Origin of the sequence: Hymenobacter busanensis, from assembly GCF_008727865.1 — a bacterium.
Classification (GTDB): Bacteria; Bacteroidota; Bacteroidia; order Cytophagales; family Hymenobacteraceae; genus Solirubrum; species Solirubrum busanense.
Genome location: NZ_VTWU01000006.1, coordinates 201,474 through 227,263 on the forward strand (window position 1 = coordinate 201,474; position 25,790 = coordinate 227,263).

A 25,790-nucleotide genomic window follows, 5' to 3' on the forward strand; every position below is an offset into this window, starting at 1 on the left:
TAGCGCCTGGCTGTGCTTTACGAGTCGGCGCGGGCCAGGGGGGTATCCACCACGTGCTCCGACACGAACCACACCTGCAGCTCGTTGGTGCGCATCACGTTGCTCACCACCAAGTCGTTGGTGCCGTCGTCGCCGGCATCGTCGGCCTTCTTGGCGTAGTCGTGGCAGTTCTTGAGCATGATCTGGTGGGCTTCGAGCAGGCGCGACACTTGCACGGGCGCTTCTTCGCGGTCTTTAGGCGGACGCGGAATGCTGGTCAGCTCGGCCACGTCAGGAGCCATAGCAATGGCCACGCCGCCCAGGATCTGAATGCGCTCGGCAATGAGGTCGACCAACTCGCTTTGCTCTTCGTAGTGCTTGTCGTAGAGCAGGTGCAGCTGGTAGAACGTGGGGCCTACTACCTGCCAGTGGTGCTTTTTGTACAGGTCGCGCAGGGTAATGGTGTCGGCCAGCAGCTGGTTGAGCATGGTCACGCTGCTTTGGCGCACTTGCTCGCTCAGCCCAATGGGCAGCCGCTGGGCCACGGTACCGTATTTCTGCAGCGGCGCCGGCGAGTTGCGCTGCTGGTTGAGAATGGGCTGCACGCTCAGGGCTACCACGGGCGCGGCGGCTTTGGCGGCCGGTGCGGCGGCACGGCCGGCGGCAGACTTCTTGGGAGCAGCGGCGGCCTTGCCGGCCGGCTTGCTGGAGGTGGCTTTCGTTGCCATGCTGGAAAAAAGGGAATCGGGTTGCGGAGGTGAAGCGGCTCGGCCGGCCCGGCGCAGCTGCGCGGAGCGGCATCCGCTGCCCTCCATACGCCAAGCCCGGAAGCGAGGTTGAGCCCCACGCGTATATTTAGCCTCTTTCGCATTCCTATGTCGGCTCGCCACCACCACCCGCACCCCGAAGAACACCTGACCAGCTCGGCCCTGCTGCAGGATATCGTCATTGGCCTGTCCGACGGCCTCACGGTGCCGTTTGCGCTGGCCGCGGGCCTGAGCGGGGCCGTGCAGTCGTCGGGGCTGGTGATTACCGCCGGGCTGGCCGAAATCGTGGCGGGCTCCATTGCCATGGGCCTGGGCGGCTACCTGGCCGGCCGCACCGAGCTCGACCACTACGCCGCCGAGCTGCAGCGCGAGTACCAGGAAGTAGCCGAGGTGCCGCACGTGGAGCGGGCCGAAGTGCAGGAACTGCTGGCCGACATGGGTCTCTCGCCCGCCACCCAGGAGCTGGCCGTGCGCGAGCTGACCGCCGACCCCGACCAGTGGGTGAAGTTCATGATGAAATACGAGCTGGGCCTGGAAGAGCCCGACCCGCGCCGCGCCCGCAACTCGGCCACCACCATTGGGCTGGCCTACGCCGTCGGCGGCCTCATCCCGCTCAGCGCCTACTTCTTCACGCCCACCCCCGCTGAAGGCCTGCTGTGGTCGGCCGTCATCACGCTGGTGTGCCTGCTGGTGTTCGGCTACTTCAAAAGCCGCATGACGGGCCAGCCGCCGGTACTGGGTGCCCTCAAAATGGCCGCCATCGGTGCCCTGGCTGCTGCCGCCGCCTTTGGTGTGGCCAGGCTGGTAGAAGGCCGGTAACGCGTCCCGCAGCTTACCGCGCATGCCAGCAAGCCCGTCCTTCCTGATTCATCCTTCTGCATTATCCACCACGCATGCCTTTTCCTTTCTTCGGCGACGATAAATCGACCATTGCGCGCTTGCTGGCGACGCTGCCCCAAACCGGCCGCGTGGAGTGGATTGGCCTGCGCCCCAAACGCCGCGAACCGCTGCTGAGCGTGCCCGAAGCCACCGCCGAAACCGACCGACGCCTCGTCGGCGACCACGCCGCCATCAAGGCGGGCGGCAAACGGCAGATAACCCTTTTTCAGCACGAGCATCTGGCCACCGTGGCCGGGTTCCTGGGCCTGCCCGCGCCCATCGACCCGGCCCGCCTGCGCCGCAACCTCGCCATCAGCGGCCTGAACCTGCTGGCCCTGAAAAACCGCCGCGTGCGCATCGGCAACGAGGTAATTCTGGAAATAACCGGCGAGTGCCACCCCTGCTCGCGCATGGAAGAAGAGCTGGGCCCCGGCGGCTACAACGCCATGCGCGGGCACGGCGGCCTCACGGCCCGCATCGTGCAGGGCGGCCTCATACGGGTGGGCGACGCGGTGCGGGTGGCGGAAGCCGAAGCCTAGCCCACGCTGCTGCTAATCCTGCTGCGAGGGCAGCCGCTCGGGCGCCGGCGCGGTGGCCTTGCGAGCAAGGCGGTAGGTCAGGGCCAGCACCACGTTGTTTTTGGCCGAGGTGTTCTGCGGAATAAACTGCCCCTGCTTGAACGCGGGCAGGTTGTAGTTGGCCTGGTGCACCCAGCCCACCTGCAGGGCAACGTGAGTGGTAGCCTGGTAGCCCACGCCGCCGTACACCCGGTTGCGCTCGAACACCGGTCCGTTCGGGTTCAGAAACAGCTCGTCGTACACCGACAGAAACACCGTTTTCGGGCCGATGGTCTTGTGGTTGAGCGGCAGGAAGGCGTTGAGGCGGTAGCGCAGCCGCAGGCGGGTGCTGCTGGTGTCGGCGCGGTAACGGAACCAGCGCTGCTCTACCCGGTAGCGGTGTTCCAGCTTCAGGCGGCTGGTTTGCTGGGAGAGAACCACCTGCCCCCACAGCCGCTTTTCCACGTTCAGCGGGCCGGCGCCCCAGTCCTGGTAGTCGCGGGTGGCATAGCGGCCGCCGCCCAGCAGCGCCGTAAAGTTGCGGTCGATGTCGAAGCTCACGCCCCCCTTCAGCTCGTTGTAGAAGTACTGGCGAAACACGGCGTTGGTGCGGGCCTGCGCCTCGAAAAAGCCGCCCCAGCGGTGCTCGGCGGTGCCCGGCAGCTGCAGCGTGCCAATAAACCAGCTGCCCCACGGCTGCGCCGGGTTGATGGGCGTTTGGGCCCGAGCAGGCGAAGCAAAAACCGTCAGCAGCCCCAGCAGGGTGCCCGTAGTGAAATCGAGTCGAAGGCGCATGTCGGGAGCCAAAGGTAGGGGGCTTGCGCCCACCGCGCTGCACGGGCCTGCCCCGCCGGGGCTGCAGCTCCAGCAGCACTACCGTGTCGAAGGCCTGCACGGCCTTGCCACGAAACGATTGGGCGTTTTCCCGAGGCGCTGGCCGCGCATGGTTACATCGGGCAATACAATGTGCCGGGTAGACGTGTTGGGTGGGGGGTTAAGGGGTGTACCAGCCCACAACTGGCGGCTCTTACCCGTGAAACGCGGGTTTTTCTTACTGCACCTCCAAGCGCCCCAAGGCTGTCCCGCAACGCACCAGGTACAAGCCGGGTGCCAATCCACGCAGGTCGACCACGGCCATAGTTGCATGAGGGAGCACAGCCTGGCGCCGCAGTTCGCGGCCGGTGCCATCGAGCACCTGCAGAGTGCGGTGAGCAGCTTCCGGCGCCACGGCGAAACGTGACGTGCCGTGAGCGGGGTTGGGATGCAAGGTCAGCGAGGGCTGCGCAGCCTGCCGCACCGCCGAGGGCATGGGGTCGCGCAGGGCCGCCAGAAAGGCGGTAGGCCGAGCAGTGGCGGCCGCCGTGAGGGTAATGTTGTCGAACCGTGCCGTGGGGTTAGCCGCGTCGGTGCCGAACACTCCGCTGGTGAATACCGTCGCCCCTACCGGAGTCAGGGCCCGTGGTTCAATGTTTCCCTGCGTGCCGGCATAGGCCCATTGAAACCCGCCGCTGCTTCCTCCGTCGAGGATTTTGGTTACGAATTGATTGGGAGCATTGCCGGGGCTGGGCTGCAGCGTAATGCTGCCGAAGCTGGGCGTAGTTGCATTAGCGTAGATGCCCGCCACGTACACGCTGCTGCCCTGCACGGCCAAGCGGCGGGACTGCACGCTGGTGGTGCCCCCGGCTGGTAACGCCCACACATATGCGCCGGTAGGCCCCGCATCGGCCAGCTTGGTCAGATACATGTTACGGCCGCCGTCGGTAGCGGTACGGGCTAGGTTAATGGTGCCGAAGCCGGCCGTGGGCGAATCATATCCCCCCAGCAGGTAAATACCGGAGCCGCTTGCTTTCAGACCGTCCACGTGTTCGTAGCCGGTGCCGCCCGCCCGCAGGGCCCATACAAAGCTGCTGCTCGCGCCGGCGTCGGTCAGTTTGGCCACGTACACGTCCGAGCCGCTCAGGCTGGCATTGGTGAGCACCGTGGCCCCCACCTGCAAGCTGGCCGGACGAAACGCGCCGGCCATGTACACGCTCGTGCCGCTGACGGCCAGAAACCCGGCCTCCTGTTCGTCGGGGCCACCCAATTGCTGGGCCCAGGTGAAGCTACCGGTCGCCCCGGCGTCGGTGAATTTGGCTATAAACCCATCGTAGGAGTTGATGGCCCCCTGGTTGGGCATGGTGTAGGTGCCGATGGTGAGGACGCTGCCGCTGAAATTGCCGCTTAAGTACACGGCATTGCCTTCAACGGCCAAGTCGGCATAGGCCACGTTGTTGACGTTGGTCAGCATCGTTTGGCCCCACACCGCCGCCGCGCCGGTGCCCGTGTCGGTGAGCTTGAGCAGAAACAGCGCGGGCGTAGAGGTACTATTGGTCAGGGTAACGGCCCCAAAGCTGGCGTTCGGGCCCACAAACGTCCCAGCTACGTAGAGGCTGGTGCCGTTCACGGCCAGTCGTCCGGCATTGGCAAACCCCGGTCCTCCGCCCCGGATGGCCCACAAGAACCGGTTGGCCGACGGGCTCCATTTGGCCAGAAACATGGACACGGCGCCGGGGTTGGTGCTTGAGTAGCCGGGACTGGTCAGCGTGGTGGTGCCCAGTGTAAGGGTGCCGTTGAATTCGCCAGCCAGATACACATTGCCACTGGCATCGGCAGCCGACGAATTTACCCAGGCGCTACCGTTGGTGCTTTGGCTGGTGGACAAGGCAGCCTGCCACGCCGGTGTTTGGGCTTGGGCGCTACCTGCCAGCAACAAGGCTAGCAGCCAGAACCCGCAGAAACGAGTGAGCAACGACCGAAAAATGAGCAGCATTTGAGTGCGCAGGAAGAGTACGAAAATAGGGTGAAAAGACAGCCCCCGGTTGAGATTAGGGCCGCCCGAAACATGGTCAGATGCTGGCGGGGCCGGGCACAGCGGAAGTTCCGCTGCGCCCGGCCCCGCCCCGCCGCCTGCCTTACTTGGTGTAAGTGACCAGGAGGCGGGAGCTGAAATAGGTGTTGTAACCGTAGAGCGAGGCGTACCAGGTGCCCGAGCTGGGGTTGGTGAACGAGCACACTTCGTCTTCCCGGTTGGGCTTGATGCCGGCGCAGTCGGCCGTCCAGGAATACGCCGGGGTATAGGTCGGCGGCTTGGGGCCCACCACCACCGGGGCCGAGCCGCGGCGCACAAACAAATCGGCGGTGTTGCGGTACGCCGCGCTGCTTTCCAGCGTCGTCACGGTCAGGGTTTTGGCACCCGTGGGCACGGTAAACGAGTAGCCTTTCAACTCGTAGTCGTTGCCCGAAACCACCACGTCGAGCAGGGTGAGTGAGGTGGTGCCGCTGGTGGTGCTGCCCGAGGTCGTGCCCGAAGTTGTTGAGCCCGAGGTCGTGCCACTAGTCGTAGAGCCCGAGGTGGTCGAGCCGCTGGTTGTGCTGCTCGTCGTCGAGCCGGAGGTAGTGGTGCCGCCGGGCCAATTGGACGAAGGCGGGGCGAAAAACCGCTCTGATAGCCCCTCCGGATTAATGTACATGGCTGTAGCTGATACCCGAATAGTGGCCGGCACCAGCGTGTTGCTGGTGAAGTCCTTGTGCACTTTCCCTGACCAAGCACTTTCGTTGACGCGCTTGATATCAGTGATGTACGGCTCGCCCACCTTGCACCACGTGCAGGGTACTTTCGAGAGCTTTGTGATTTTAGCGCTAGGCCAGCCCTTCGGCCCGTCCTCTTCCTTGAGTTCGACGGTCAGACCATCGTAATCGGAAAAGATACCCTCGAAGATGTAGTCGTCGAAGCTTTTTTTGCAGCCGTTGGCAAACAGCAGCAGCAGCAGGGCGCCGGTGCTCAGCACCGTGACTTGCAGGCGGGTAAAGTAGGCGTGTTTCATGCAGGAAGAGTGGAAAAGGGAAAGGTCTGAAGCATGGCAGCCAAGGCGCCCCGTGACGGGAGAAACGGCCGGCTGAAACAAAAGTAAACCCTGAGCTTGCGGGCTGTCCGACAAACCAGTACGGGTTTCCCAGCCTACAAATATCCGCCACCTTGCCGCAACAACGCAATACCTGTTTCTAGGTATTTTCCCGTGTTCGTCAGAGCCTACGCTACTACCTCGCGGCGCATGGGCAGACTACGCCGCAGGCCTCAAAAACCGCCAACGCCTACCCGCAAGCCCTCAATTCTAAATTTCCCATCCTCCCCTTCTATCTTCGCACCCCACGTCATAATTTCTGGTTCATAATTCCCAATTCCATCGTGACCTACCCCGAATTTGAAGCCCACTGGCGCCCAGTGGGCTCGAATTCATCAAGCTTGGGTCTTAGCCACAGGGGCAATTTTAGGTGTTGGAGGAACTCCCCGCTACAACAAATCCCGCTGCTTCGACCCCTTCCCCTTCCCCTTCCCCGACGCCACCCCCGCCCAGCAAACCCGCATCCGGGAGCTGGCCGAACAGCTCGACGCCCACCGCAAGCGCCAGCAGGCCCAGCACCCCACGCTCACCCTCACCGACCTCTACAACGTGGTGGAAAAGCTGCGCGCCCAGCAGCCCCTCTCACCCAAAGACCAGCAGGTCAACCAGCAGGGCCTGGCCTCCGTGGTGCTCAGCCTCCACCAGCAGCTCGATGCCGCCGTAGCCGAGGCCTACGGCTGGCCCCACGACCTGCCCGAAGCCGAGCTGCTCCAGCGCCTGGTGCGCCTCAATCACGAGCGCGCCCGCGAAGAGCAAGCCGGCCTCGTCCGCTACCTGCGCCCCGCCTACCAGGCCCCCGAGCAGCAGCAAGCCGCCCTGTCCCTGCCCACGCCGGAGGCCGCCGCCAAAGCTCCCAAAACCAAATCGTCCGGCTCCCCCTCTCCTCTTTCGGAGAGGGGGCCGGGGGGTGAGGCGCCCTTCCCCGCCGAGCTGGCCCAGCAGATGCAGGCCCTGCGCGACGCCCTCCAGCAAGCCGCCCAGCCCCTCACCGCCGCCCAGGTAGCCGCCAAGTTCAAGCGCCTCAAGCCCGAGAAAGTGGAGCCCCTGCTGGCCACCCTGGCCGCCCTTTCGCTCATCCGCCACACGCCCGAGGGCTACGCCGCCTAAGAGCGTGAGGACTTCAGAACGTCATGCAGAGCGCCGCGAAGCATCTCGCGTGCTGAGGTCAGGAAGCACTTTTACAACCTCAGCACGCGAGATGCTTCGCGGCGCTCTGCATGACGGGCTTTGTAGCCGACTGTGCACAGCTCCCAACACCCAAACCCGCTCCCAAGCGACAACGGGGGTGGTTGACTGCCGCCCGCCACCTTTCCTTTTTCACCCTTCCCCCTATTTCCCGTTTCGATGCGTCGTTTTTACCGCCTCTCCCGCCGTTCCGTCCGGCTTCGCCCCGTGCAGCTCCTAGGGCTGCTGCTACTACTGGCCTGGCCCACCAGCCACGCCTTTGCGCAGGCCCCCACCTGGCAGCGGGCCGTGCCCGTGGCCCAGGCCAGCGGCGGCTACACCCAGGTGCTGGCCACCACCACCGACGCGGCCGGCAACGTGTACCTGACCGGCATTTTCTACGGCACCGTCGTGCTGGGCAGCGCCACGCTCGTCAGCAACGGCCAGGCCGATGTGTTTGTGGCCAAGTGGAGCAGCGCCACCGGCACCTACGCCTGGGCCGCCGGTGCCGGCGGCAGCCGCATCGACCTGGCCACGGGCATTGCCGTCAGCGGCTCCAGCGTGTACATCACCGGCGACTTCGTCGGCACCATCACCTTCGGCGCCACCACCCTCTCCAACGCCGCCGCGCTCAACACCGATGTGTTTGTGGCCAAGCTCACCGACGCCGGCACCAGCGCGAGCTTCACCTGGGCCCAGCAGGCCGGCGGCGCCCTCGACGACTACCCCGGCGCCCTCGTCGTGAGCGGCTCCACCGTCTACCTTTCCGGCGTTAGCCAGCGCCAGGCCACCTTCGGCAGCATCAGCGTCAACACCCCCGGCCCCAATACCTTCGTGGCCAAGCTCACCGACGCGGGCGCTACCGCCGCCTGGGTATGGGTGCAAAGCAGCGGCGGCGCCAGCCTCGAAAGCGCCCCGGCCCTGGCCCAGAGCGGCAGCAGCCTGTACGTGGCCGGCTCCTTCCACGGCAGCAGCACCACCTTCGGCAGCACCACCCTCACCAACGCCAACGCCGTGCTCGGCAACCCCGACGTGTTTGTGGCCAAGCTCACCGACGCCGGCGCCTCGGCCGCCTGGGTGTGGGCCCGCAGCGCCGGCGGCCCCGAGTACGACGAGGCCAAGGCCTTGGCCGTGAGCGGCCCCAGCGTCTACCTCACCGGGTATTTCCGCAGCGCCACCATCGGCTTCGGCAGCACCACCCTCGCCAACGCCAACCCCACCCTGTTGACTCCCGATGTGTTTGTGGCCAAGCTCACCGATGCCGGCCCCAGCGCCAGCTTCACCTGGGCCCAGCAGGCCGGCGGCCCCGACATCGAGGAAGTCCGGGCGCTGGCCGTGAGCGGCGCGCAGGTGTACATTACGGGCAGCTTCAACAGCCCCACCGCCAGCTTCGGCGCTACCACCCTCACCAACAGCGTCGGCGACGGCACCGCCGATGTGTACGTGGCCCGCCTCACCGATGCCGGCCCCACCGCCAGCATCAGCTGGGCCCAGCAGGCCGGCAGCCCCAACGGCGACATCGGCCGGGCCTTGGCCATCCGCGGCAATGCCGTGTACGTGGCCGGCGAGTCCGGCGGCGCGGCGCGCTTCGGCAGCCAAACCCTCCCCAGCCCGGCCAGCACCTTCGGCGGCTTCTGGGCCTCCTTCACCGACCCCCTCTTGCTGGCCAGCACGGCCCCCGCTGGCCCCGCCCCTTTGGCCCTCTTCCCCACCCCCGCCACCGCGTACGTTCGCGTGCCCGCCTTGCCCGCCGGCACCGCCGTGCAGCTCGTCGACGCCCTGGGCCGCGTGGCCCGCACCACCACCGTCTCGGCCGCCGCGCAGGTATCGGTGCGGGGCCTGCCCGCCGGCCTCTACACCTTGCGCGCCCCCGGTGCCCACGGCCGCACCCACACCGCCCGCCTGCTGGTGGAGTAAGCGTATCGCCCAGGCGCGCATCAGGTCCCCAGCACGCAAAGGGCCACCCGGCAATGCCGGGTGGCCCTTTGGCTTCTGATACAGGTGGTGCGGGTGTTGCCGAAATGCCCGGGCGCCTCCGCGCAGACGGGCTGGCTCCGGCCGCCCTACTTGGTGTACGTCACCAGCAGGCGGGAGCTGAAGTACGTGTTGTAGCCGTAGAGCGAGGCGTACCAGGTGCCCGAGCTGGGGTTGGTAAACGAGCACACCTCGCTTTCCCGGTTGGGCTTGATACTGGCGCAGTCGGCCGTCCAGGAATAGGCGGGCTGGTTGGTCGGGGGCTTGGGGCCCGCCACCACCGGGGCCGAGCCGCGGCGCACAAACAAATCGGCAGTGTTGCGGTACGCCGCGCTGCTTTCCAGAGTGGTAACCGTCAGCGTTTTGGCACCCGTAGGCACGGTAAACGAGTAGCCTTTCAGCTCGTAGTCGTTGCCCGAAACCACCACGTCCAGAATGGTCAGGGAAGCCGTGCCGCCGGTGGTGCTGCCCGAGGTAGTGCCGCTTGTCGTGCCCGAGGTCGTGCCCGAGGTGGTACCGCTGGTGGTGCCCGAGGAGTTGGTTCGCGTGAGCTGATACGTCGTTTTCAGTCGGTACATCTCTATCGCGTCCGGGTCGGGCTTAAAGGTTAGGGTATTGCCCGAGGCATCGGCCTCCACGATGCTGCCGTAGACGTGAGGCGCAAACAAGTCCTGGTCGGAGGCCCCTTCTACCCGCCAGGTTCTTTCTCCCGTGCGCTTGACGCCCTTAATCACTTTATCGCCTACGTTGAAAAAGAGGCCGGGTGTAGCCCCGGTACCGTGCTTGGTGAGGTATCCGTCAATCATGCCATCGTCCCCCCGGCGCTTTAGCTCCACTACGGTGCCCGCCGAGTTGGTGAAGAAGCCTTCCAGCTTGAAGTTTTCGTCCCACAGGTCTTCCGCCTTTTTGCAGGCGTTGTTGACAAAAACCAGCAGCCCCAGAATCAGGCAGCTCAGGAGCGTTGGCAGCAGTTTCGAGTTGTAAATGTGTTTCATGCGGTGAAAATGGAAAAGGCAGGAATTACCAGCATCAAAGGTCCCGCCCATTGCGGCGCCCCACAATACCTACTTCCAGGTATATTGTGCCGCCCGGCCCACCCGGCCCCAAGCCAAACGGCCGCCCGGCAATGCCGGGCGGCCGTTTGCATTTTTCCGCAGTAGCGGGTTCGGGGTGCCTTCGGAGTGGGTTCATTGTGAGTATATCCAAAACGCCCCCATTGCCTAAAAAAGAGGGGCACGCGTTTTGGTACAAAACCACGAAACCCGGCCGCTAGAGCGTCCTTGTTTCGGTGGTCGTGTTGTGGGGTTTGTCCGTCGCCCGCACGGTAATCTTGTCGCCCACCAGCGTGGCGTTGGCCTGCGTGGCCGTAAACACCCAGTCGGGGCCGTTCTGCTGCTGCACGGCCGCGCCGTCCTCCACCACCGAGCCGTCGCTGTTTTCGATGCGCACCGTCACGCCCACCACCTTAAAGTCGTCCGTCACCCGCACCCGGATGGTGTCGCCCACGCGCCCCTGGTAGTTGCTCAGGTCGATGGTGTGGATGTCGGGCGCCTGAATGAAGTCGGCCACCGCAATGGCATAGGCACTGGCCGACCCGTCTTCCGGCCGGCCCGCCTCGTACTCGGCCTTGCCGGCCGGGTCGCTCAGCTCGGCCTTGGCATACAGCGCCGCCTGTTGAAACCGCTCCCGCTGCGCCAGCTGCCCCGCCGTCGGCGCCTTCTCCGACTCGCGCGGCGCCGCCGAGACAATCGTGCGGCCGCCTACCTGCCGGAACACCAGCGTCCCGCCGATGGTCCCGCTCAGGCCCTGGGTAATAATGTTGTTGGATACTCTGGCCATGTTGTGTGGCTGTTAAAGGGTTAAAGGGTTAATACCGGTCGTAAACTACCGTTTTCTTCCAGTTCCGCCATACCTCCCCGCCCCGTTTTGCGCCCTGCGCGCCTTGGGTTCCGCCTTTTCGCGGCTGGGGCTCCGCCAGTACCCCGGCCGCGGGCCTATTGCGCTGGCCCGGTCTTGTCTGCGCGCTGCATTAACATCAAATTAATCCAACCGCGGCAAATCTATATTCCCCTTGTGCGCGTACCTTCCCCGGCGCTGCCGAGGTAGTCGGCAGCTGGTTCTGTTTGTTCACATACCCTTTACCCCTAGTCCAGTATGAGCACAGTAGTACCCACGTTCTTTACATCCGGGTTTTGGCGGCGCACCTGCGGGGTGCTGGCCCTCGGCGTACTCGGGTTGGCGGCCGCACCCGCCGCCCAGGCCCAGGTGGTGTACGGCCTCTCCGGCACCGACCTCACCTCCGTAAATCTGGCCTCGCCGCTCACCTCCCAAACGCGCCAGCCCATCACGGGCATCCTGCCCGGCCAAACCCTGGTGGGCCTCGATTTCCGCCCCGCCACCGGCGAATTGTACGCCCTGGGCTACAACGCCGCCCCGGCCGACACGGCAGCCAACACGGCCAACCTCTACGTCATTACCCAGAACACCGCTACCCCCGTCGCCACGGCCACCGTGGTGGGCAGCGGCAGCAAGCTGCGCCTGGGCTCAGCCACCGACCGCATCGGGTTCGACTTCAACCCCACCGTCGACCGCATCCGCGTCGTCAGCACCAACGACAACAACTACCGCCTCAACCCCAACGACGGCGCCATCGTCGACAGCAACCCCAGCGTGGGCGGCGTGCAGCGCGACGGCAACCTGGCCTACGCCGCCGGCGACCCGAACGCGGGCCAGAACCCCTTTGTGGGGGCGGCAGCCTACACCAACTCCTTCATCGGGGCTGCCTCCACCACCCTCTACTACATCGACGAGCAACGCTCCCTGCTGTTGCGCTCCGATGCGCCCAATGCCGGTACGCTGGCCACCGTGGCCTTATTGACCCCCTCGGCCGGCGGTAACCCCACGCCCATCAACGCTCCTGGCGCCAGCACCGACCTCGATATCTTCACCTTCGGCCCCGGCGACCAGCAGGCGTACCTGAACGTGAACCAGGTGAGCGGCGGCTCCTTCATTTCGCTCTTGTACCGGGTTAACCTGGCCGACGGCACAACCACATTCGCCGGGGCCGTCAACGGCTCGGGCGTGGGCATCACCGACATTGCCGTGCGCATCAACCGCACCGCGCCGGCCGCCAACGGTCAGCTGCTCTACGCCGTCAGCACCAACAACAACCTGCTCAGCTTCTACTCGGGCACGCCGAACTTCATCAACTCGGCCGTGCCCATCACCGGCATTGCGGCCGGCCAAACGCTGGTGGGCACCGATTTCCGCCCCGCCACCGGGCAGCTCTACGGCTTCGGCTACGACGCTACCACCACCGGCAATAACGCCCAGTTGTACGTCATCAACCCGGCCACTGGCGCCGCTACCTCGGTAGCCGCCGCCATCCGCCTGGAGTTGGGCGGCCTCACCGCCAACATCGGGTTCGACTTCAACCCCACCGTCGACCTCATTCGGGTGGTGAGTACCAACCGCCGCAACTACCGCCTGAACCCCACCACCGGTGCCCTGGCCTTCACCGACGGCCTGCTCACGTACGCAGCCGGTGACACCACCACGCCGCGCATCGGCTCGGTGGCCTACACCAACAGCTTCGCCGGTAGCACCACCACCACGCTCTACGACATCGACGAGCTGCGCAGCATCCTGGCCATTCAGGCCCCGCCCAACAACGGCACGCTCACGCCCGTGGGCAGCATTACCGGCCTGTCGCTGAACAACACCCCGGCGCTGGTTGATCTGGATATTTACTCCGTAGCCGGCAGCTCCACCAACACCGCGTTTCTGGTTGCCAACCCCAACGGCTTTACCACCAGCAACCTCTACACGCTCGACCTCACTACGGGCAACCCCTCGCTGATGGGCCCCATCGGCCTGGGCATTCCGGTGCGGGATGTCTCGGCCTTTATTGCGCCGGTCGTCACCGGCTTCACCTGGACGGGCGCCGTGAGCACCGACTGGGGCACGGCCGGCAACTGGAGCACCAACCAAGTGCCCACCGCCACCGATGACGTGACCATTCCGAACGTGGCCAACGACCCCGTGGTGAGCAACGCCCAGCAGGCCCGCAGCGTCACGCTCGGCAGCGGCGCCACCCTCACCACGACCAACGGCGGCACGCTGACCGTCAACGGCACCTTCACCAACAACGGCGGCACCACGCTGGGCAGCGGCTCGGGCACCGTGGCTTTCAACGGACCAGCGGCCCAAACCATCAGCGGCACCACCACCTTCTTCCAGAACCTCACGGCCGGCCCGGCCGGGGTAACGGCCGCGGCCCCGGTGCAGGTGCAGCGGGTGCTGCTGCTCAACGGCAACCTGGCTTCCAACGGCAACCTGACGCTGCTCTCCAACGCCACCGGCACGGCCCACGTCATCAACGCCGCCGGCGCCGTGACGGGCAACGCCACCGTGCAACGCTCCATCAATAATGCCACGGCCCCCGTCGGCTACCGGCATTATTCGAGTCCGGTGTTGAATACCACCGTGGCCGACCTGGCCACGCCCGGCTACACGCCCGTGGTGAACCCCGACTACAACTCCCAGGGCAACACCGTCACGCCGTTCCCCACGGTGTTCGGCTACGACCAAAGCCGCGTGACGACCAGCGGCAGCCCGCGCCCCGTCGATTTCGACAAGGGCTTCTTCTCGCCTGCGTCCTTGGCCGACCCGCTGGTGCCCGGCCGCGGCTACACGGTCAACATCCCGGCTTCCGAGACGGTCGACTTTGTGGGCGTACCCAACAACGGCTCGGTTGTTCAGGGCGCCTTGGCCCGCGGTAGCCAAACCGAGTCGGGCTGGCACCTGCTGGGCAACCCCTACCCCTCCCCCCTCAATTGGGACTTCGTGGGCCGCAGCAATATCGACGCCGCCGTGTACGTGTACCAGCCCACGGGCCAATACGCCGGCACCTACCGCAGCTACGTCGCCAATTCCGACACCACCGGCCAGCGCGGGCTGCTGGCCGTGGCGCAGGGCTTCTTTGTGCGCGTGAGCACGCCCAACAGCAACAACGGCCAAGTGAGCTTCACCAACGCCGCGCGGCCGGGCTTCTACGCCAATCCGTCGTTCTCGCGCGGGGCGGGCACCAGCCCCCTGGTGCGCCTGAACCTGCGCAGCGCCAGCGGCTTGCTCGACGAAACCATGGTGTACTTCGACCCGCAGGCCACCGCCGGTTTCGACTCGGAATACGACGCCTACAAGCTGCAGGGCGGCAGTTCCCTGCTGCTGGCAACTGAGGCCCTCGGCAACCTGCAGCTGTCCGTCAACGGCCTGCCCGCCCTGGGCACCACCGACGCGGAAGTGAACCTGGTGGTGCAAGCCCCCGTGGGTGCCAACACCCTGGAAGTAGCGAACCTGCTCCGTCTGCCGGCCGGCACGCATGCCTACCTGCGCGACGCCCAAACCAGCGCCCTCATCGACCTGGCCGCCCAGCCCAGCTACAGCTTCACGCGGGTGGCGGGTGCGCCGGCCACGGGCCGCTTCTCGCTGCTGATTACCTCCCGCCAGGTGCTGGCCACCGCGCCGGCCGCGTTGGCGCAGCAAGTGGCGGTGTACCCCAACCCGGCCCGCAACCTGGTATCGGTGGCTTTGCCCGCCGCCCTGCGCGGCCAGGCAGTAGCGCTGACGCTGGTGAATACCCTCGGCCAAGTAGTGACGCAACGCACCGTGCCCGCCACCCGCCCGACCGACACGGCCACGGTGCCGCTGACGGGCGTGGCCGCGGGCGTGTACACGCTGCGCCTGCAAACGGGCCAAGGCGTGGTCAACAAGCGCCTGGTAATCGAGTAATGGGATAGAGTTTCGGCCCGCGCTGCGCAGGCGGCGCGGGCCGGCAACTTGGTTATGTCTTTGCCTTCTTTTCTATGACCCAGCTTTTCGCCTCGTTTCGACTTCTTGCCGCCGGAGCAGTATTCCTCTTGCTGCTCAGCCCCCACGTCATTCAGGCCCAGGACCCCGGCTCGGGCGGCCCCCTGCCCGGCTCGCCCACGGCCGTGCCCATCGACGGTGGCGCCTCGCTGCTGCTGGCCGGCGGCGCGGCCTACGCCCTCAAACGCCTGCGCCAGCGCCGGCAGCGCGCCTAACCGCCCGGCCACCGCGGCCACCGCTGCCGAAAACAACCCCGCCCGACTTGCTTCTTGCAGGTCGGGCGGGGTTGTTTTCGGCCGCAGTGAAACACCATGCTACGGCAACACCGGCAGCGTGAGGCCCGAGGGATGCTTGGCGTCGTGGTAGAGCCGGATGGTGGCTTTCTGGAAGTCTTTGGCGTCGGCCTTTGGTATATCAACGAACTGCTGCGGGTTGCGGTCGACGAGCGGAAACCAGGAGCTTTGCACCTGCACCATCAGGCGGTGGCCTTTCCGGAAGGTGTGCAGCACATCGGGCAGCTCGTACTTGATTTCGGCCACCTGCCCCGGCTGAAACGGCTCGGGTTTCTCGAAGGAGTTGCGGAATTTGCCCCGGATGGGCTCGGCACGCACCAGCCGCTGGTAGCCCGCCCGCGGCGCCGGGGCCGCGCCCGGCGCCGTGCCCACGGCCGAGTCGGGCAGAACGTCAATCAGCTTCACCACGAAGTCGGCATCGGTACCCGTGGTCGAGACGAACAAATCGGCGGTGAGCGGGCCGGCCAGCGTGAGGTCTTGGGTGAGCGGTGCGGTCTGGAACGTGAGTACGTCGGGTCGTTTGGCGGCGAAGCGCTGGTCTTCCACCATGTACTCGTTGTTGCGCTCGGCGTGCGTGCCGCTGGTGTAGGGCACCGGGTTGGCCGGGTCGCTCACGTATTCGTCGTGGCTGGCGGCGGCCTTAGGCGCATCGAAGGTCAGCTGATGAGCAGCCTGCAAATAAAGCAAACGAGGCTGTGCGGCGCGGGGCGGCCAGGCGTCGTAGGTGCGCCATTGGTTGGTACCGGCGTCGAACACGGTGGCCTCGGCAGCCGCGAAGTCGCCTTTGCCCTTGAGGTAATGGTTGAAGAACTTCAGCTCCAGGTTGTCGCGGTAGTACTGGGCGGTGTTCTGGCCGAAGCGGAGCGGGCCGAAGGCGCGCCATTCCTGCCGGGCCCAGGCACCGTGCGTCCAGGGGCCCATCACGAGGCGGTTGTTGGCACCGGGGCTTTGCTGCTCGATGGCCTTGTAGGTTGCCAGCGCGCCGAAAAGGTCTTCGGCGTCGTACCAGCCGCCGACCACCAGCACGGCGGGCTGCACGTTTTTCAGCGCCGTGCGAATGTTGCGGGCCTGCCAGTAGGCGTCGTAGGTGGGGTGCGCGAGGTACTCGTTCCAGGTCTTGGCGCGGCCGTTGAAGTACTTCGGGCCGTTGGCGTTTTTGAGGGGGCCAAGCTGCAGAAAGAACGGGTAGGCGTCCTTGAAGTCGACTTGAAACAGCGGGTCGTACTTCGCCGTGGGCCCTTTGCGGGGCGCGTCGAAGTAATTCATGAAGCCGAAGTTGTCGAGCAGGTAGAAAGCGCCCTTGTGGTTGGCGTCGTCGCCGATGAACTCGTCCGTCACCGGGGCCTGCGGCGACACGGCTTTCAGGGCCGGGTGGGCGTTGGGCAAGGCAGCGGTGGCGTAGAAGCCGGGGTAGCTGATGCCCATCAGGCCCACGCGGCCGTTGTGGTTTGGCACGTTCTTAAGCAGCCACTCAATGGTGTCGTAGGTGTCGGTGCTTTCGTCGTGGGGCGCGGATTGGTTGCCGGTGGCCTTGGCTCCCGCGGGCAGGGCCGGCGTCATTTCCTCGAACTGCCCTTCGCTCATGTAGCGCCCGCGCACGTCCTGATCAACGAAAATGTACTGCTCGCGGCTCAGCTCCTGACTCCGGCCGGGCCCGCCTTTGGTGTAGTTCTTCTCGCCATACGGCCCCGCCGAATACGGTGTGCGGTGCAGCAGAAACGGGTACGGGTTGGTTTTCGACGCGTCTTTGGGCACGTAAATCGTGGTGTAGAGCTTCACCCCGTCGCGCATCGGAATCTGACGGTCGAGCTTGGTGTAATGCTCCTGCACGAAGCGCGCATCGGCGGCGGTGGGGCCCTGGGCCTGCACCACGGTAGAGCTGCCGGCGGCCATCAGCGCCAGCGCAACTAGTAAGAAACGAGACATAACGCGGGGAAACGCTAAAGGGAAAGCCGCACAAGAAAGCGCGGCTTCAAACCTAGCGAAGAGTTGCCAGTTGCCAGTAAAGGAACGTCATCCTGAGCCGAGCGAAGGACCTTCTCTTGCGTGTACGATAATCGAAGAAACGACCCGTTCCAGCGTAAGTAGGTCCTTCGCTCACGCTCAGGATGACATATTCGACTTCATTACCCCCTACTCCCCGCCGTACCTGCTTTTGCCCGAGCCGCCCGCGTCCATGCGCACGATGCGCGGCGTGAACGAGCCCAGCACATCCACCAAATCGCGCTGGTGCGCCATTACCTGGTGAATGTCCTTGTAGGCCATCGGGGCCTCGTCCAGCCCGCCACCAATCAGCTCCACGCCCTGGTCGCGCAAGAGCCGCCGCAGCTCGCCTTCGGTTACCTGCTGCTTGGCCTGGGTGCGCGAGAGGCGCCGCCCCGCCCCGTGCGAAGCCGACTGAATGGAATCCCGCTCGCCGCGCCCGCGCACGATGAAACCCGGTGCGGTCATGGAGCCGGGAATCACGCCCAGCACGCCCGCGCCGGCCGGCGTGGCGCCCTTGCGGTGCACCACGGCCTGGCGGCCGTCGGGCAGCTCTTCTTTCCAGGCGAAGTTGTGGTGGTTTTCTACCTTGGCCAGCACGTCCTGCCCCAGGGCTTTGGCGAGGCGGCGGTGAATGTCGCGGTGGCAGGCCGAGGCGTAGTCGCCGGCTAGGTTCATGGCCGCCCAATACTCCTGGCCTTCCTGGGTGTCGAGCCCAAGCCAAGCGAGGTAGCGGGCTTCGGGCGGCAGCGGGCACTTGTTCATGGCCACCTTGGTGTAGTGCTGGGCAATGGCCGCCCCCAACCCGCGCGAGCCAGAGTGCGAGAGCAGCCCCAGGTACTGGCCCAGCGGCAAATTCAGCTCGTTGTCCTCGGCCGTGATGTCGACGATGCCCCACTCCACAAAGTGGTTGCCGGAGCCCGACGAGCCGAGCTGGCTGATGGCCGCCTCGCGCTTGCCGCGCACCACCCCGATTTCCCGGAACTCGGGCCGCTCCAGCACCGGGTCGTCGGCGGGGTTCTTAAACACTTCCTTGTTGCCGAAGCGGGTGTGGTTGTGCAGCAGTTTCTTGAGCTCGTCGCGGCGCTGCTCCAGGTAGCGCGGCGGCACATCGAACACCGACAGGGCCATGCGGCAGCCGATGTCCATGCCCACGCCGTAGGGAATTACCGCGTTGTCGACGGCCAGCACCCCGCCGATGGGCAGGCCGTAGCCTTGGTGCGCGTCGGGCATCAAGGCCCCGTCGATGGTGACGGGCAACTGCATGGCGGTGTCCATTTGCTTGCGCGCCCCGTCCTCAATGAAGGCGTCGCCGTAGCGGCGGTAGTCCTTGATGCTGGGGTTCAGGGCCACGTCGCGGCTCGGTTGGGGCACCAGCTCCTGGGCCAGGGGGCGCCAAACTTGGTCGCGCACGTACTTGAAGGGGTCGGCTTTTATGTCGCGCAGCAACGCTAGGGCGCTGCCTTTATCGAGTTTGCGCAGCTCGCGCTGGTCGAGAATGTCGAGGGCTAGGCTGATCTGTTTGTCGTCGGTGAAGCCGAGCTGGCGCAGGTCCTTGCCGTGGAGCTTTTGGGTGTTTTTGGCCATGACGCGGGGAAAGGATGGTAATGGGTTTACCGCAGCCGCTTTCCGATAGGTTACGCCAGAACGAAACTCCCCTCTTTTTTGAAGGAGGGGACCCGGCCACGCAGTGGACGCTGGGGTGGTTGCGTCGTTGCTGAGGTTGAACGACAACCAACAGCCCGTCATGCAGAGCGTAAGCGAAGCATCTCGCGTGCTGATGGCAGGTAGTGATGTTACTATCGAGGTAAACACGCGAGATGCTTCGCTTACGCTCTGCATGACGGGCTTTATAAAGAACGACAAACCACCCCAGCGGCAGCTTCGCTACCGCGTCCCCTCCTTCAAAAAAGAGGGGAGCTTGTCGTTCCATCAAGCAAAAACGCCCGCCGGGAATCCCGGCGGACGTTTTCACACTTCAATCAGACAGCTACACCCCGCCTTCCATGCGCACGATTTTCGGCGTGAAGGTGCCGAGCACGTCCACCAGCTCTTGCTGGCTTTGCATCACGGCGAAGATGTCCTTGTAGGTCATCGGCGCTTCGTCCAGCCCGCCGCCGATGAGCTCCACGCCGTGCGCCTGCAGGTGCCGGCGCACGTCGGCTTCGCCCAACTCGGCTTTGGCACGGGTGCGCGACATCAAACGGCCCGCCCCGTGCGAGGCCGACGACAACGACTCAGCCGCGCCGCGCCCGCGCACGATGAAGCCGGGGGCCGTCATCGAGCCGGGAATGACACCCAGCACGCCCGCGCCGGCCGGCGTGGCGCCCTTGCGGTGCACGATGACCTCGCGGCCGTCGGCCAGGCGTTCTTTCCAGGCGAAGTTGTGGTGGTTTTCCACTTTTGCCAGGGGCCGCTCGCCCAGGGCTTTGGCTACGCGCTGGTGAATCTGGTGGTGGCAGGCCGAGGCGTAGTCGCCGGCCAGGTTCATGGCCGCCCAGTATTCCTGGCCGCCTTCCGAGTCGAGCGTCAGCCAGGCGAGGTGCTTGGCTTCGGCGGGCAGCTGGCAGGTGTCCATGGCGAGCTTGGTGTAGTGGTTGGCCACGCTGGCGCCCAGGCCGCGGGAGCCGGAGTGCGAGAGCAGCCCCACGTACTGCCCCACGGGCAGCCCCATTTCGTTGGTCGGGTCGAGGATTTCGACGATGCCGAACTCCACGAAGTGGTTGCCGCCGCCGGAGGTACCAATTTGCGCCGCTGCTGTTTCCTGCTTGTTGCGCAGGAAGGGAATCGTGGCAAATTCGTCGCGCTCCAGCACCGCGTGACCCAGCTTCTGCCCGTGCCGAAACACGTCGCGGTTGCCGAACTTGGTGGTAGCTAGCAGCACCGCTTTCAGCTCCTGCACGCGCTGGGCGAGGTACTGGGGCGGTAGCGGGAAGATGGACAAGGCCATCCGGCACCCGATGTCGACACCCACGGCGTAGGGAATCACGGCGTTGTCGGTAGCCAGCACCCCACCGATGGGCAGGCCGTAGCCGAAGTGGGCGTCGGGCATGAGCGCACCGCCCACGGTAACGGGCAGTTTCATGGCCGTTTCCATCTGGTGCACCGCGCCCGGCTCGATGTACTCGCTGCCGAAGGTGACGTAGTCTTTGCGTGCCGTCAGCTCGATGTGGCGGTTGGGCGGGGGCAGCAAAGCCGCCGCGGTGTGGCTCCAGTCGAGGTCGGTGAGGAAATTGGTGGGGGTTTGCAGAATCAGTTTGAGCAAGGCCAGCTGGTCCGTCTGCGAAAGACGCTTCAGGTGCTTGCGCTGCAATTGCGCTAAAGCCAGCCCAATGGCGCGGCCTTCCGGGAAACCCAGTTCCCGCAAGTCGTTGCCGCGTAGTTGTTGTGCCATAATGGGGGTTGGTCAAAGCGGAAACGCATGGTGGCTTCCGGGTCGCACGGCTCCTGTACCCAAAATGCCGGTGCAGGAGCCGGCCGCAAATGATTGAAAAACAAGCCCGACCGGGCCGGAGCAACGGGCGCGGCGCGTACTGGGTGGGTACCGGCAAGGGCACTTCCCGACGTGGCAGATCGAAGCAACGCGCTGCTACGGCCAGTGGGCTGGGGCACAGCGAAGGGTAACCGGCGGGTGCCTGCTATGCCGAGAGGGAAGGTTTTTCCCCAACGGCCCGAAGTATGGCAGCCCTACGACACCTTCGCTTCCCCGAGAAAATGTGATTGGGCGACAAGCCGCGCAGCCCTTTCTCTTCCTGCTTTACCACATCAGCCACGGTTGGTCTACAACACAACCGGCGGGAGTCGAACCCGCATCCAGAAGTTAACGCGAAGGATGGCTGCGCTACGGCACCAATCAGAAAAAAAGCTGCTTGCCGGGGCAACACGCGGCGGGCGTTGCCGACGCTCCGCAACCGGGGCGTCGCTTGCCACCGCTGCGGCGGCAAGCTGCGGGACTTGAACCCGCTCGTTCCGAAGAACTCACCGAAGTAACGCCGACCTACGGCACCCGGCAAGCAGCAACAATTATTCGTTGGGGCAACTGGGCGCCCAGCCTACGTGTCCTGCTCTAACCAACTGAGCTACCGCTGAATCGAAGTTCAACGAGCGGGACTCGAACCCGCGACCTGGGCGGTGACAGCGCGAAGTAAGGCTGGGCTACGGCACCCAACGAAACGCAACAAGGCAACAACGGTCTAGCCACGGCGCTGCCCTACCAATGCGCAGTTGCAATGCGTCCAGAGAAGCATCACTTCGGGAGTCGAACCCGCGACAGAACCTATGTGGAGCGAAGAATGGCTAAGCAACGGCACTTGCTGCGGGTAATAACTCTACGTCGGGGCAACAAGGCGCCTGCGACATCTGCTCTACCAGCTGAGCTACAGACCCGAACCTCGGACGCCCGAAAGTCTGACACGAATCGAACGTATGACCCGAAGTAACGCGTGGCTACGGCACCCGACGAGGTATCCTGATTTTCTCCCGCCAACCCCATCATCTTACCGGGGCTACTGGCAACAAGCGAAACGTTTTCGTTGGCCGGCACTGCGCCAGCCGCGGGATTCGAACCCGCGCGATACAGCAACCGTTGCACTGCACCCGAAAACCAGACCGCGAAGTAACGCCCGTCTACGGCACCCGGAAAGGGCGTTGGGGGCAGAGGATGGAAACGAACGGCTGGCCGTAAGCACCGCGCCGCTTCCTGGAGTAATTAATCCGATTTCATGGCAGCAAAAAGTGAATGGCGAGGGAGCGGCAACCCGCTTGACAATGTTGCCGCCCCCGGCCGCGGGTGTTAGAGTTCAATTTTTTCGATTTCGGTCAGGGCCGAGCCGCCGTTTTCCAGCGCCTGCAGCACGTCGAATACTTTGTCGGACCAGCCGGCAATCAGGGCCACGCCGTTTTCGGGCTTCACCTGCACCGGCACGTTGCCGTGGCCGGCCAGGTCGAAGAGGTAGAGGCGGGCCTGCGGGGCCACTGTGCGGCGGTATTCGCGCCACTCCTGGGCTAGCGTGGTGCCCTGGCCGGTGCTGTCCCAGAGTTGGCAGTCGGTGAAAATCATCACCTTGTCGGCCACCTCGCGACGCTGGCGCAGGTCCTGCACCACCAGGTAGCCGTTGGTGCTGTAGCCCACCTCGCCTTCGCGCCGGTAGAACTCCTGCACGTTGCGCAGCACCTGGCCTTTTGGCAGGGCTACGCGCTTCCAGGTGTCGCCGAACATGCCGGTTACCACGTGCCCGCAGCGGCTTTGCAGCAGCATGCCCAGCACCAGGCCCACGTCGTAGAGCAGCACTTTGCTGCGCTGAGACACCGGCTGCTGCATGGAGCCCGATACGTCGCAGGCTACCACCACGCGGGTTTCAGCCCCGAAACCGCGCAGGTTCTGGATGGAATGCCCGATGGCCGTTTCCAGCGCCTGGAGCACCAGCGCCGTGTACCCCGAGCGCAGCGGCAGCAGTTCGCGGTAGGCCGCCAGGTAGCGGAACGGCAGCTGCTTGCTGCGCGCCACCGCGCCGGCATCGGTCAGCGCGGCCACCACTTGCTCCACCGCCGCCGCCGACACGTCGGCTTCGAGGATGTTGCGCAGGTTGCGCAGCAGGGCCATGTAGCCCAGCTTGTCGCTGCCGATCAGCGTTTCCCACTTCCGGCGGAAGGCCGTCTGCCGTTCTGCCGCCGAAGCGAACTGCTGCTGTCCCAGGGCCGACAGCTCGGTTTCCCAGGTGTAAGGCGTTGGCAATTCGCCGCGCACAAGCTGGTCGAACAAGGCTTGCTGCGCGGCGCTTTTGGCTTGCGGGTGCACCAAGAACAGCGCATCGCGCAGGCGCACCTGCCCAGCGCGGTCGTACTTGGCCAGCTGGTAGCCATCGAAGCGATTGAAAGCCAAGGCCAACCCTTTCTGCAGCTGCTTCGAGAGGCGGTTGAGGGTTTTGGGGCCCTGCCGCTGGTTGGCCACAGCATAGAAGGCGAGCAGCTCGGTAATCTCGTCGGCCCGCTGCACCACGCGGGCCACGAGGCGGCTCACCAGGACGTCGCCGCGGTGCACCTGGGCCAGCTCCACGGCCAGCACCAGGGGTACCGAACGCAGGTAGAGCTGCTCGCGGGCGTACACGGCCAACTGAGCCACAAAGCGCGGGTCGTTTTGCCGCACCAGCTCGCGCAGGCGCTGCAGGCGGGTACCAGCCGTTTCGTAGAACTGGTCGCTGAGCGCGGCGGTGGCCACGGCGGCGTAGAGTTCCAGCGCCGGCGTCAGCTGGTAGGCCAGCGCGCCTTCGTGGTTGAGCACCGGGGCGGGCTTGTTTTTGCGGAAGCTGAAGTTGAAGCGCATAGCAGTGGGCAATAGGCAGTGGGGAAAGGCGACGCCGTTGGCGCGTTAAAACAGGTGTTTCGGAATCAGAAGCTTGGCTTCGAGGGCCCAGCGGCTCACCCACACCATTTCCGTGTCGGTGAGGCGGCGGTTGTACTTGCCCCGGGCCTGCACCACGGTGCGGTTGGCCAGCACCTCCAGGGTAATGGCGCGCACGCCGTCGAGCGTGAGGGAAAAGATGCCGCAGCGCCCCCGGCTGCAGGAGTTGAAGTACGACGACACGCAGTGGCTCAGCGCGTAGCCTTCGGCCAGTAGCTCGCCGTAGCTGCGCAGCTGGGTAATGCGCACCTTGCACTTGTCGCCGCCGGCAAAATCGGGCACCGGCAGCAGCGGCCAGGTCGTGGCACGCGAAACCTCGGCGTCGTAGCCGCGGCGGCGGGCCTGCACCAGCTGACGGTGCCACTGGGCAGTTTGGTCCAGCACGCTGTGCATGGAGCGGCCTTTCAGCGAGAAGCCCGGCTGGGCTGGCTCGCCGCCGATTCCCACGCTGCGCTTCTGGTGAATCCAGTCGCACACCGGGCCAAAGTGCCGGGCATCGACCATGGCCGTAGCGGCAAAAAAGTCCACCACCGTCAGCCAGAAGGCATCGTCGCGGTCGATGCCGCGCCCCAGGCGCGAGTCGAGCACCGGCCGCAGCCAGTCGAGCTGGTTGCGGCTGGCCAACTGGGCGTAGCGCAGGGCTTCGAGGAAGGTGCAGGCCGCCGGCGCCAGGCGCAGGTGGTGCTCCAGTTTCTTGGTGAGCGGGACCGGGAGCTTGGGACAAGTGCGCAGGGCCTGCCCACGCCCCAGGTGCAGAGTCAGCTCGGCAATGTTGAGGCCGTCCTGCAGCTGGTTGGCCGTCCAGGAGTTGAGCACCCAGCCCGGCACGTCGCCGTACTGGTCGAACAGGTGCCGCACCAGGCTTTCCAGCTGCCGAAACGGGTTGCGGCTGCGGGGCTTCCAGTCGGCTAGCTCGCGCAGCCGGCGGTGGTAATGCTCGGCTACGGCCGCCACTGCCGCACTCAGCTCCGGGCGCCAGAGCAGCTCGGGGCACTTGGCTGCCAACGCCAGCATGGCTTTCCGGCGGCGTGGGCGGCTATCGGCCGGCAGGTTGTGCACGCAGTCCTGGTAGAGCTTGGTCAGGGGCGAGCCGGCGCCGAGGTGGGCGTCGACCACGTGCGGACCGCCAGCCAGGCTGAACAGGTACTCGACCTGCTCGGTGGGCGACCAGCGGCGCCAGTCCATGCGCCGGGCCGCCGCCAGTACTATGACGGCTTGCTCGGCTTGCCAGGCGGCGTGGGATAGGGGTTTGTTGCGGTTTGCCATCGGTCAGGATTCCCTTCGCAGGGGTGGTTACCGATTAAAGAATCATTCATTGGAAGGGCCACTGGGGCCGGCGTATGGAGCAGAAGTCTGAAGCTTTCGTACATGGCAGCGCTTGAAAAAAGGGTGTAACCATCCGTTCGGCAATTCCAATGGAATTAATTGCCGTTATGCAAAAATTAATTACTTGAAAAATTCAGGTAATACTCTTCCCAGCGGCTAATTATTAGCCGCCGCTACAGAAAATATATTCCATGAATTACACCCAGCTGTTACGTTGCTGGGCGCTGACAATTCGCGGCATTACCGACTGCGTTTTCGGGCGCGGTGTCGGTGGCGAATTATCGACCCGATGCCGCGCCAATCCAGCGACGCGGGCGTGCCAAAGCAGGGGGCAGAGCGAAACGGGCGGGTATTGGAGAGCATCATGGCAGTAAACGAATGAACAGGTCGAAGAAAAACAAAACGCCCGAATCTGGCTGGATTCGGGCGTTTCGCACTGGGAGCTTCTATCAAAGAAACCTCACGTCGTGGGTTGCGCGCCGAATCCCGGCTGGGTCTTATCCTCCAGCGAGCTTGGCATTCCTACATATTGATTGAAGTGGCAGCGCATGACGAGTGAAGTCGTTTGTTCGTTTAGGTTTTGGGCTTTGAACGGGTCAAAGGTAGAAAGGTTATTTTTCATAATGCAATAGTTTGAAGAAAAATTTTCAAAAATATTT

Annotated in this window: 18 protein-coding genes; 6 read left to right on the top strand and 12 right to left on the bottom strand. The window is 65.0% G+C overall.

Annotation, left to right across the window (positions count from 1 at the left end):
- Positions 1-17: 17 nt before the first annotated feature.
- Entirely contained in the window at positions 18-707 is a 690-nt protein-coding gene (locus tag F0P96_RS16695) for a Dps family protein (RefSeq protein WP_151080062.1), read from the bottom strand.
- A 147-nt stretch (positions 708-854) separates the two neighbouring features.
- Here F0P96_RS16695 and F0P96_RS16700 point away from each other — a divergent pair, with 147 nt between their 5' ends.
- Positions 855-1,565, top strand: a complete 711-nt coding sequence (locus tag F0P96_RS16700; RefSeq protein ID WP_151080063.1) for a VIT1/CCC1 transporter family protein — start codon at positions 855-857, stop codon at positions 1,563-1,565.
- A gap of 74 nt (positions 1,566-1,639) precedes the next feature.
- Entirely contained in the window at positions 1,640-2,164 is a 525-nt protein-coding gene (locus F0P96_RS16705; protein ID WP_151080064.1) for an MOSC domain-containing protein, read from the top strand.
- Positions 2,165-2,176: 12 nt separating this feature from the next.
- Here F0P96_RS16705 and F0P96_RS16710 read toward each other — a convergent pair whose 3' ends face one another.
- From F0P96_RS16710 to F0P96_RS16720, 3 genes are all read right to left on the bottom strand, one after another.
- Positions 2,177-2,977, bottom strand: a complete 801-nt coding sequence (locus F0P96_RS16710) for a DUF2490 domain-containing protein (RefSeq protein WP_151080065.1) — start codon at positions 2,975-2,977, stop codon at positions 2,177-2,179.
- A 256-nt stretch (positions 2,978-3,233) separates the two neighbouring features.
- A complete protein-coding gene (locus F0P96_RS16715) occupies positions 3,234-4,991 on the bottom strand; it encodes a T9SS type A sorting domain-containing protein (protein WP_151080066.1) in 1,758 nt (585 codons plus the stop codon).
- A 142-nt stretch (positions 4,992-5,133) separates the two neighbouring features.
- Entirely contained in the window at positions 5,134-6,045 is a 912-nt protein-coding gene (locus tag F0P96_RS16720) for a PPC domain-containing protein (protein WP_151080067.1), read from the bottom strand.
- A 378-nt stretch (positions 6,046-6,423) separates the two neighbouring features.
- Between F0P96_RS16720 and F0P96_RS16725 the strand changes: the two genes are divergently transcribed.
- Both F0P96_RS16725 and F0P96_RS21330 read left to right on the top strand, forming a co-directional pair.
- On the top strand, positions 6,424-7,230 hold the full coding sequence (locus tag F0P96_RS16725) for a hypothetical protein (protein WP_151080068.1): 807 nt from the start codon (positions 6,424-6,426) through the stop codon (positions 7,228-7,230).
- Positions 7,231-7,467: 237 nt separating this feature from the next.
- A complete protein-coding gene (locus F0P96_RS21330) occupies positions 7,468-9,204 on the top strand; it encodes a T9SS type A sorting domain-containing protein (RefSeq protein WP_151080069.1) in 1,737 nt (578 codons plus the stop codon).
- 146 nt (positions 9,205-9,350) lie between these two features.
- Here F0P96_RS21330 and F0P96_RS16735 read toward each other — a convergent pair whose 3' ends face one another.
- Together F0P96_RS16735 and F0P96_RS16740 are read right to left on the bottom strand one after the other, a co-directional pair.
- Complete coding sequence (locus F0P96_RS16735; protein ID WP_160619893.1) at positions 9,351-10,256, bottom strand: PPC domain-containing protein; 906 nt, start codon at positions 10,254-10,256, stop codon at positions 9,351-9,353.
- A gap of 274 nt (positions 10,257-10,530) precedes the next feature.
- Positions 10,531-11,100 carry a hypothetical protein gene (locus F0P96_RS16740; protein ID WP_151080071.1) on the bottom strand — a complete coding sequence of 190 codons (570 nt, stop codon included), beginning with the start codon at positions 11,098-11,100 and terminating at the stop codon, positions 10,531-10,533.
- A 315-nt stretch (positions 11,101-11,415) separates the two neighbouring features.
- Here F0P96_RS16740 and F0P96_RS16745 point away from each other — a divergent pair, with 315 nt between their 5' ends.
- Together F0P96_RS16745 and F0P96_RS16750 are read left to right on the top strand one after the other, a co-directional pair.
- On the top strand, positions 11,416-15,051 hold the full coding sequence (locus F0P96_RS16745) for a DUF4394 domain-containing protein (RefSeq protein ID WP_151080072.1): 3,636 nt from the start codon (positions 11,416-11,418) through the stop codon (positions 15,049-15,051).
- A 74-nt stretch (positions 15,052-15,125) separates the two neighbouring features.
- The gene (locus F0P96_RS16750; RefSeq protein WP_151080073.1) at positions 15,126-15,344 is read left to right on the top strand and encodes a PID-CTERM protein-sorting domain-containing protein; all 219 of its coding nucleotides are present in this window, start codon (positions 15,126-15,128) and stop codon (positions 15,342-15,344) included.
- A 99-nt stretch (positions 15,345-15,443) separates the two neighbouring features.
- Here the strand turns inward: F0P96_RS16750 and F0P96_RS16755 are convergent, their stop codons facing one another.
- The 6 genes from F0P96_RS16755 to F0P96_RS21060 all read right to left on the bottom strand — a co-directional run bounded on the left by F0P96_RS16755 (position 15,444) and on the right by F0P96_RS21060 (position 25,753).
- Complete coding sequence (locus F0P96_RS16755; RefSeq protein ID WP_151080074.1) at positions 15,444-17,348, bottom strand: CocE/NonD family hydrolase; 1,905 nt, start codon at positions 17,346-17,348, stop codon at positions 15,444-15,446.
- Between the two features lie 207 nt (positions 17,349-17,555).
- The gene (locus F0P96_RS16760) at positions 17,556-18,992 is read right to left on the bottom strand and encodes an RtcB family protein (RefSeq protein ID WP_151080075.1); all 1,437 of its coding nucleotides are present in this window, start codon (positions 18,990-18,992) and stop codon (positions 17,556-17,558) included.
- A 403-nt stretch (positions 18,993-19,395) separates the two neighbouring features.
- The gene (locus F0P96_RS16765) at positions 19,396-20,799 is read right to left on the bottom strand and encodes an RtcB family protein (RefSeq protein ID WP_151080076.1); all 1,404 of its coding nucleotides are present in this window, start codon (positions 20,797-20,799) and stop codon (positions 19,396-19,398) included.
- A gap of 1,398 nt (positions 20,800-22,197) precedes the next feature.
- The gene (locus F0P96_RS16770; protein ID WP_151080077.1) at positions 22,198-23,727 is read right to left on the bottom strand and encodes a TROVE domain-containing protein; all 1,530 of its coding nucleotides are present in this window, start codon (positions 23,725-23,727) and stop codon (positions 22,198-22,200) included.
- A 45-nt stretch (positions 23,728-23,772) separates the two neighbouring features.
- The gene (locus tag F0P96_RS16775; protein WP_151080078.1) at positions 23,773-25,071 is read right to left on the bottom strand and encodes a PcfJ domain-containing protein; all 1,299 of its coding nucleotides are present in this window, start codon (positions 25,069-25,071) and stop codon (positions 23,773-23,775) included.
- A 520-nt stretch (positions 25,072-25,591) separates the two neighbouring features.
- A complete protein-coding gene (locus tag F0P96_RS21060) occupies positions 25,592-25,753 on the bottom strand; it encodes a hypothetical protein (protein ID WP_160619891.1) in 162 nt (53 codons plus the stop codon).
- Between the last annotated feature and the right edge of the window lie 37 nt (positions 25,754-25,790).

What these genes read in the sequence shown, in the direction of transcription:
- F0P96_RS16695 (WP_151080062.1), bottom strand. Translation starts at nt 707, where the DNA reads ATGGCAACGAAAGCCACCTCCAGCAAGCCGGCCGGCAAGGCCGCCGCT.
- F0P96_RS16700 (WP_151080063.1), top strand. Translation starts at nt 855, where the DNA reads ATGTCGGCTCGCCACCACCACCCGCACCCCGAAGAACACCTGACCAGC.
- F0P96_RS16705 (WP_151080064.1), top strand. Translation starts at nt 1,640, where the DNA reads ATGCCTTTTCCTTTCTTCGGCGACGATAAATCGACCATTGCGCGCTTG.
- F0P96_RS16710 (WP_151080065.1), bottom strand. Translation starts at nt 2,977, where the DNA reads ATGCGCCTTCGACTCGATTTCACTACGGGCACCCTGCTGGGGCTGCTG.
- F0P96_RS16715 (WP_151080066.1), bottom strand. Translation starts at nt 4,991, where the DNA reads ATGCTGCTCATTTTTCGGTCGTTGCTCACTCGTTTCTGCGGGTTCTGG.
- F0P96_RS16720 (WP_151080067.1), bottom strand. Translation starts at nt 6,045, where the DNA reads ATGAAACACGCCTACTTTACCCGCCTGCAAGTCACGGTGCTGAGCACC.
- F0P96_RS21330 (WP_151080069.1), top strand. Translation starts at nt 7,468, where the DNA reads ATGCGTCGTTTTTACCGCCTCTCCCGCCGTTCCGTCCGGCTTCGCCCC.
- F0P96_RS16735 (WP_160619893.1), bottom strand. Translation starts at nt 10,256, where the DNA reads ATGAAACACATTTACAACTCGAAACTGCTGCCAACGCTCCTGAGCTGC.
- F0P96_RS16740 (WP_151080071.1), bottom strand. Translation starts at nt 11,100, where the DNA reads ATGGCCAGAGTATCCAACAACATTATTACCCAGGGCCTGAGCGGGACC.
- F0P96_RS16745 (WP_151080072.1), top strand. Translation starts at nt 11,416, where the DNA reads ATGAGCACAGTAGTACCCACGTTCTTTACATCCGGGTTTTGGCGGCGC.
- F0P96_RS16750 (WP_151080073.1), top strand. Translation starts at nt 15,126, where the DNA reads ATGACCCAGCTTTTCGCCTCGTTTCGACTTCTTGCCGCCGGAGCAGTA.
- F0P96_RS16755 (WP_151080074.1), bottom strand. Translation starts at nt 17,348, where the DNA reads ATGTCTCGTTTCTTACTAGTTGCGCTGGCGCTGATGGCCGCCGGCAGC.
- F0P96_RS16760 (WP_151080075.1), bottom strand. Translation starts at nt 18,992, where the DNA reads ATGGCCAAAAACACCCAAAAGCTCCACGGCAAGGACCTGCGCCAGCTC.
- F0P96_RS16765 (WP_151080076.1), bottom strand. Translation starts at nt 20,799, where the DNA reads ATGGCACAACAACTACGCGGCAACGACTTGCGGGAACTGGGTTTCCCG.
- F0P96_RS16770 (WP_151080077.1), bottom strand. Translation starts at nt 23,727, where the DNA reads ATGCGCTTCAACTTCAGCTTCCGCAAAAACAAGCCCGCCCCGGTGCTC.
- F0P96_RS16775 (WP_151080078.1), bottom strand. Translation starts at nt 25,071, where the DNA reads ATGGCAAACCGCAACAAACCCCTATCCCACGCCGCCTGGCAAGCCGAG.
- F0P96_RS21060 (WP_160619891.1), bottom strand. Translation starts at nt 25,753, where the DNA reads ATGAAAAATAACCTTTCTACCTTTGACCCGTTCAAAGCCCAAAACCTA.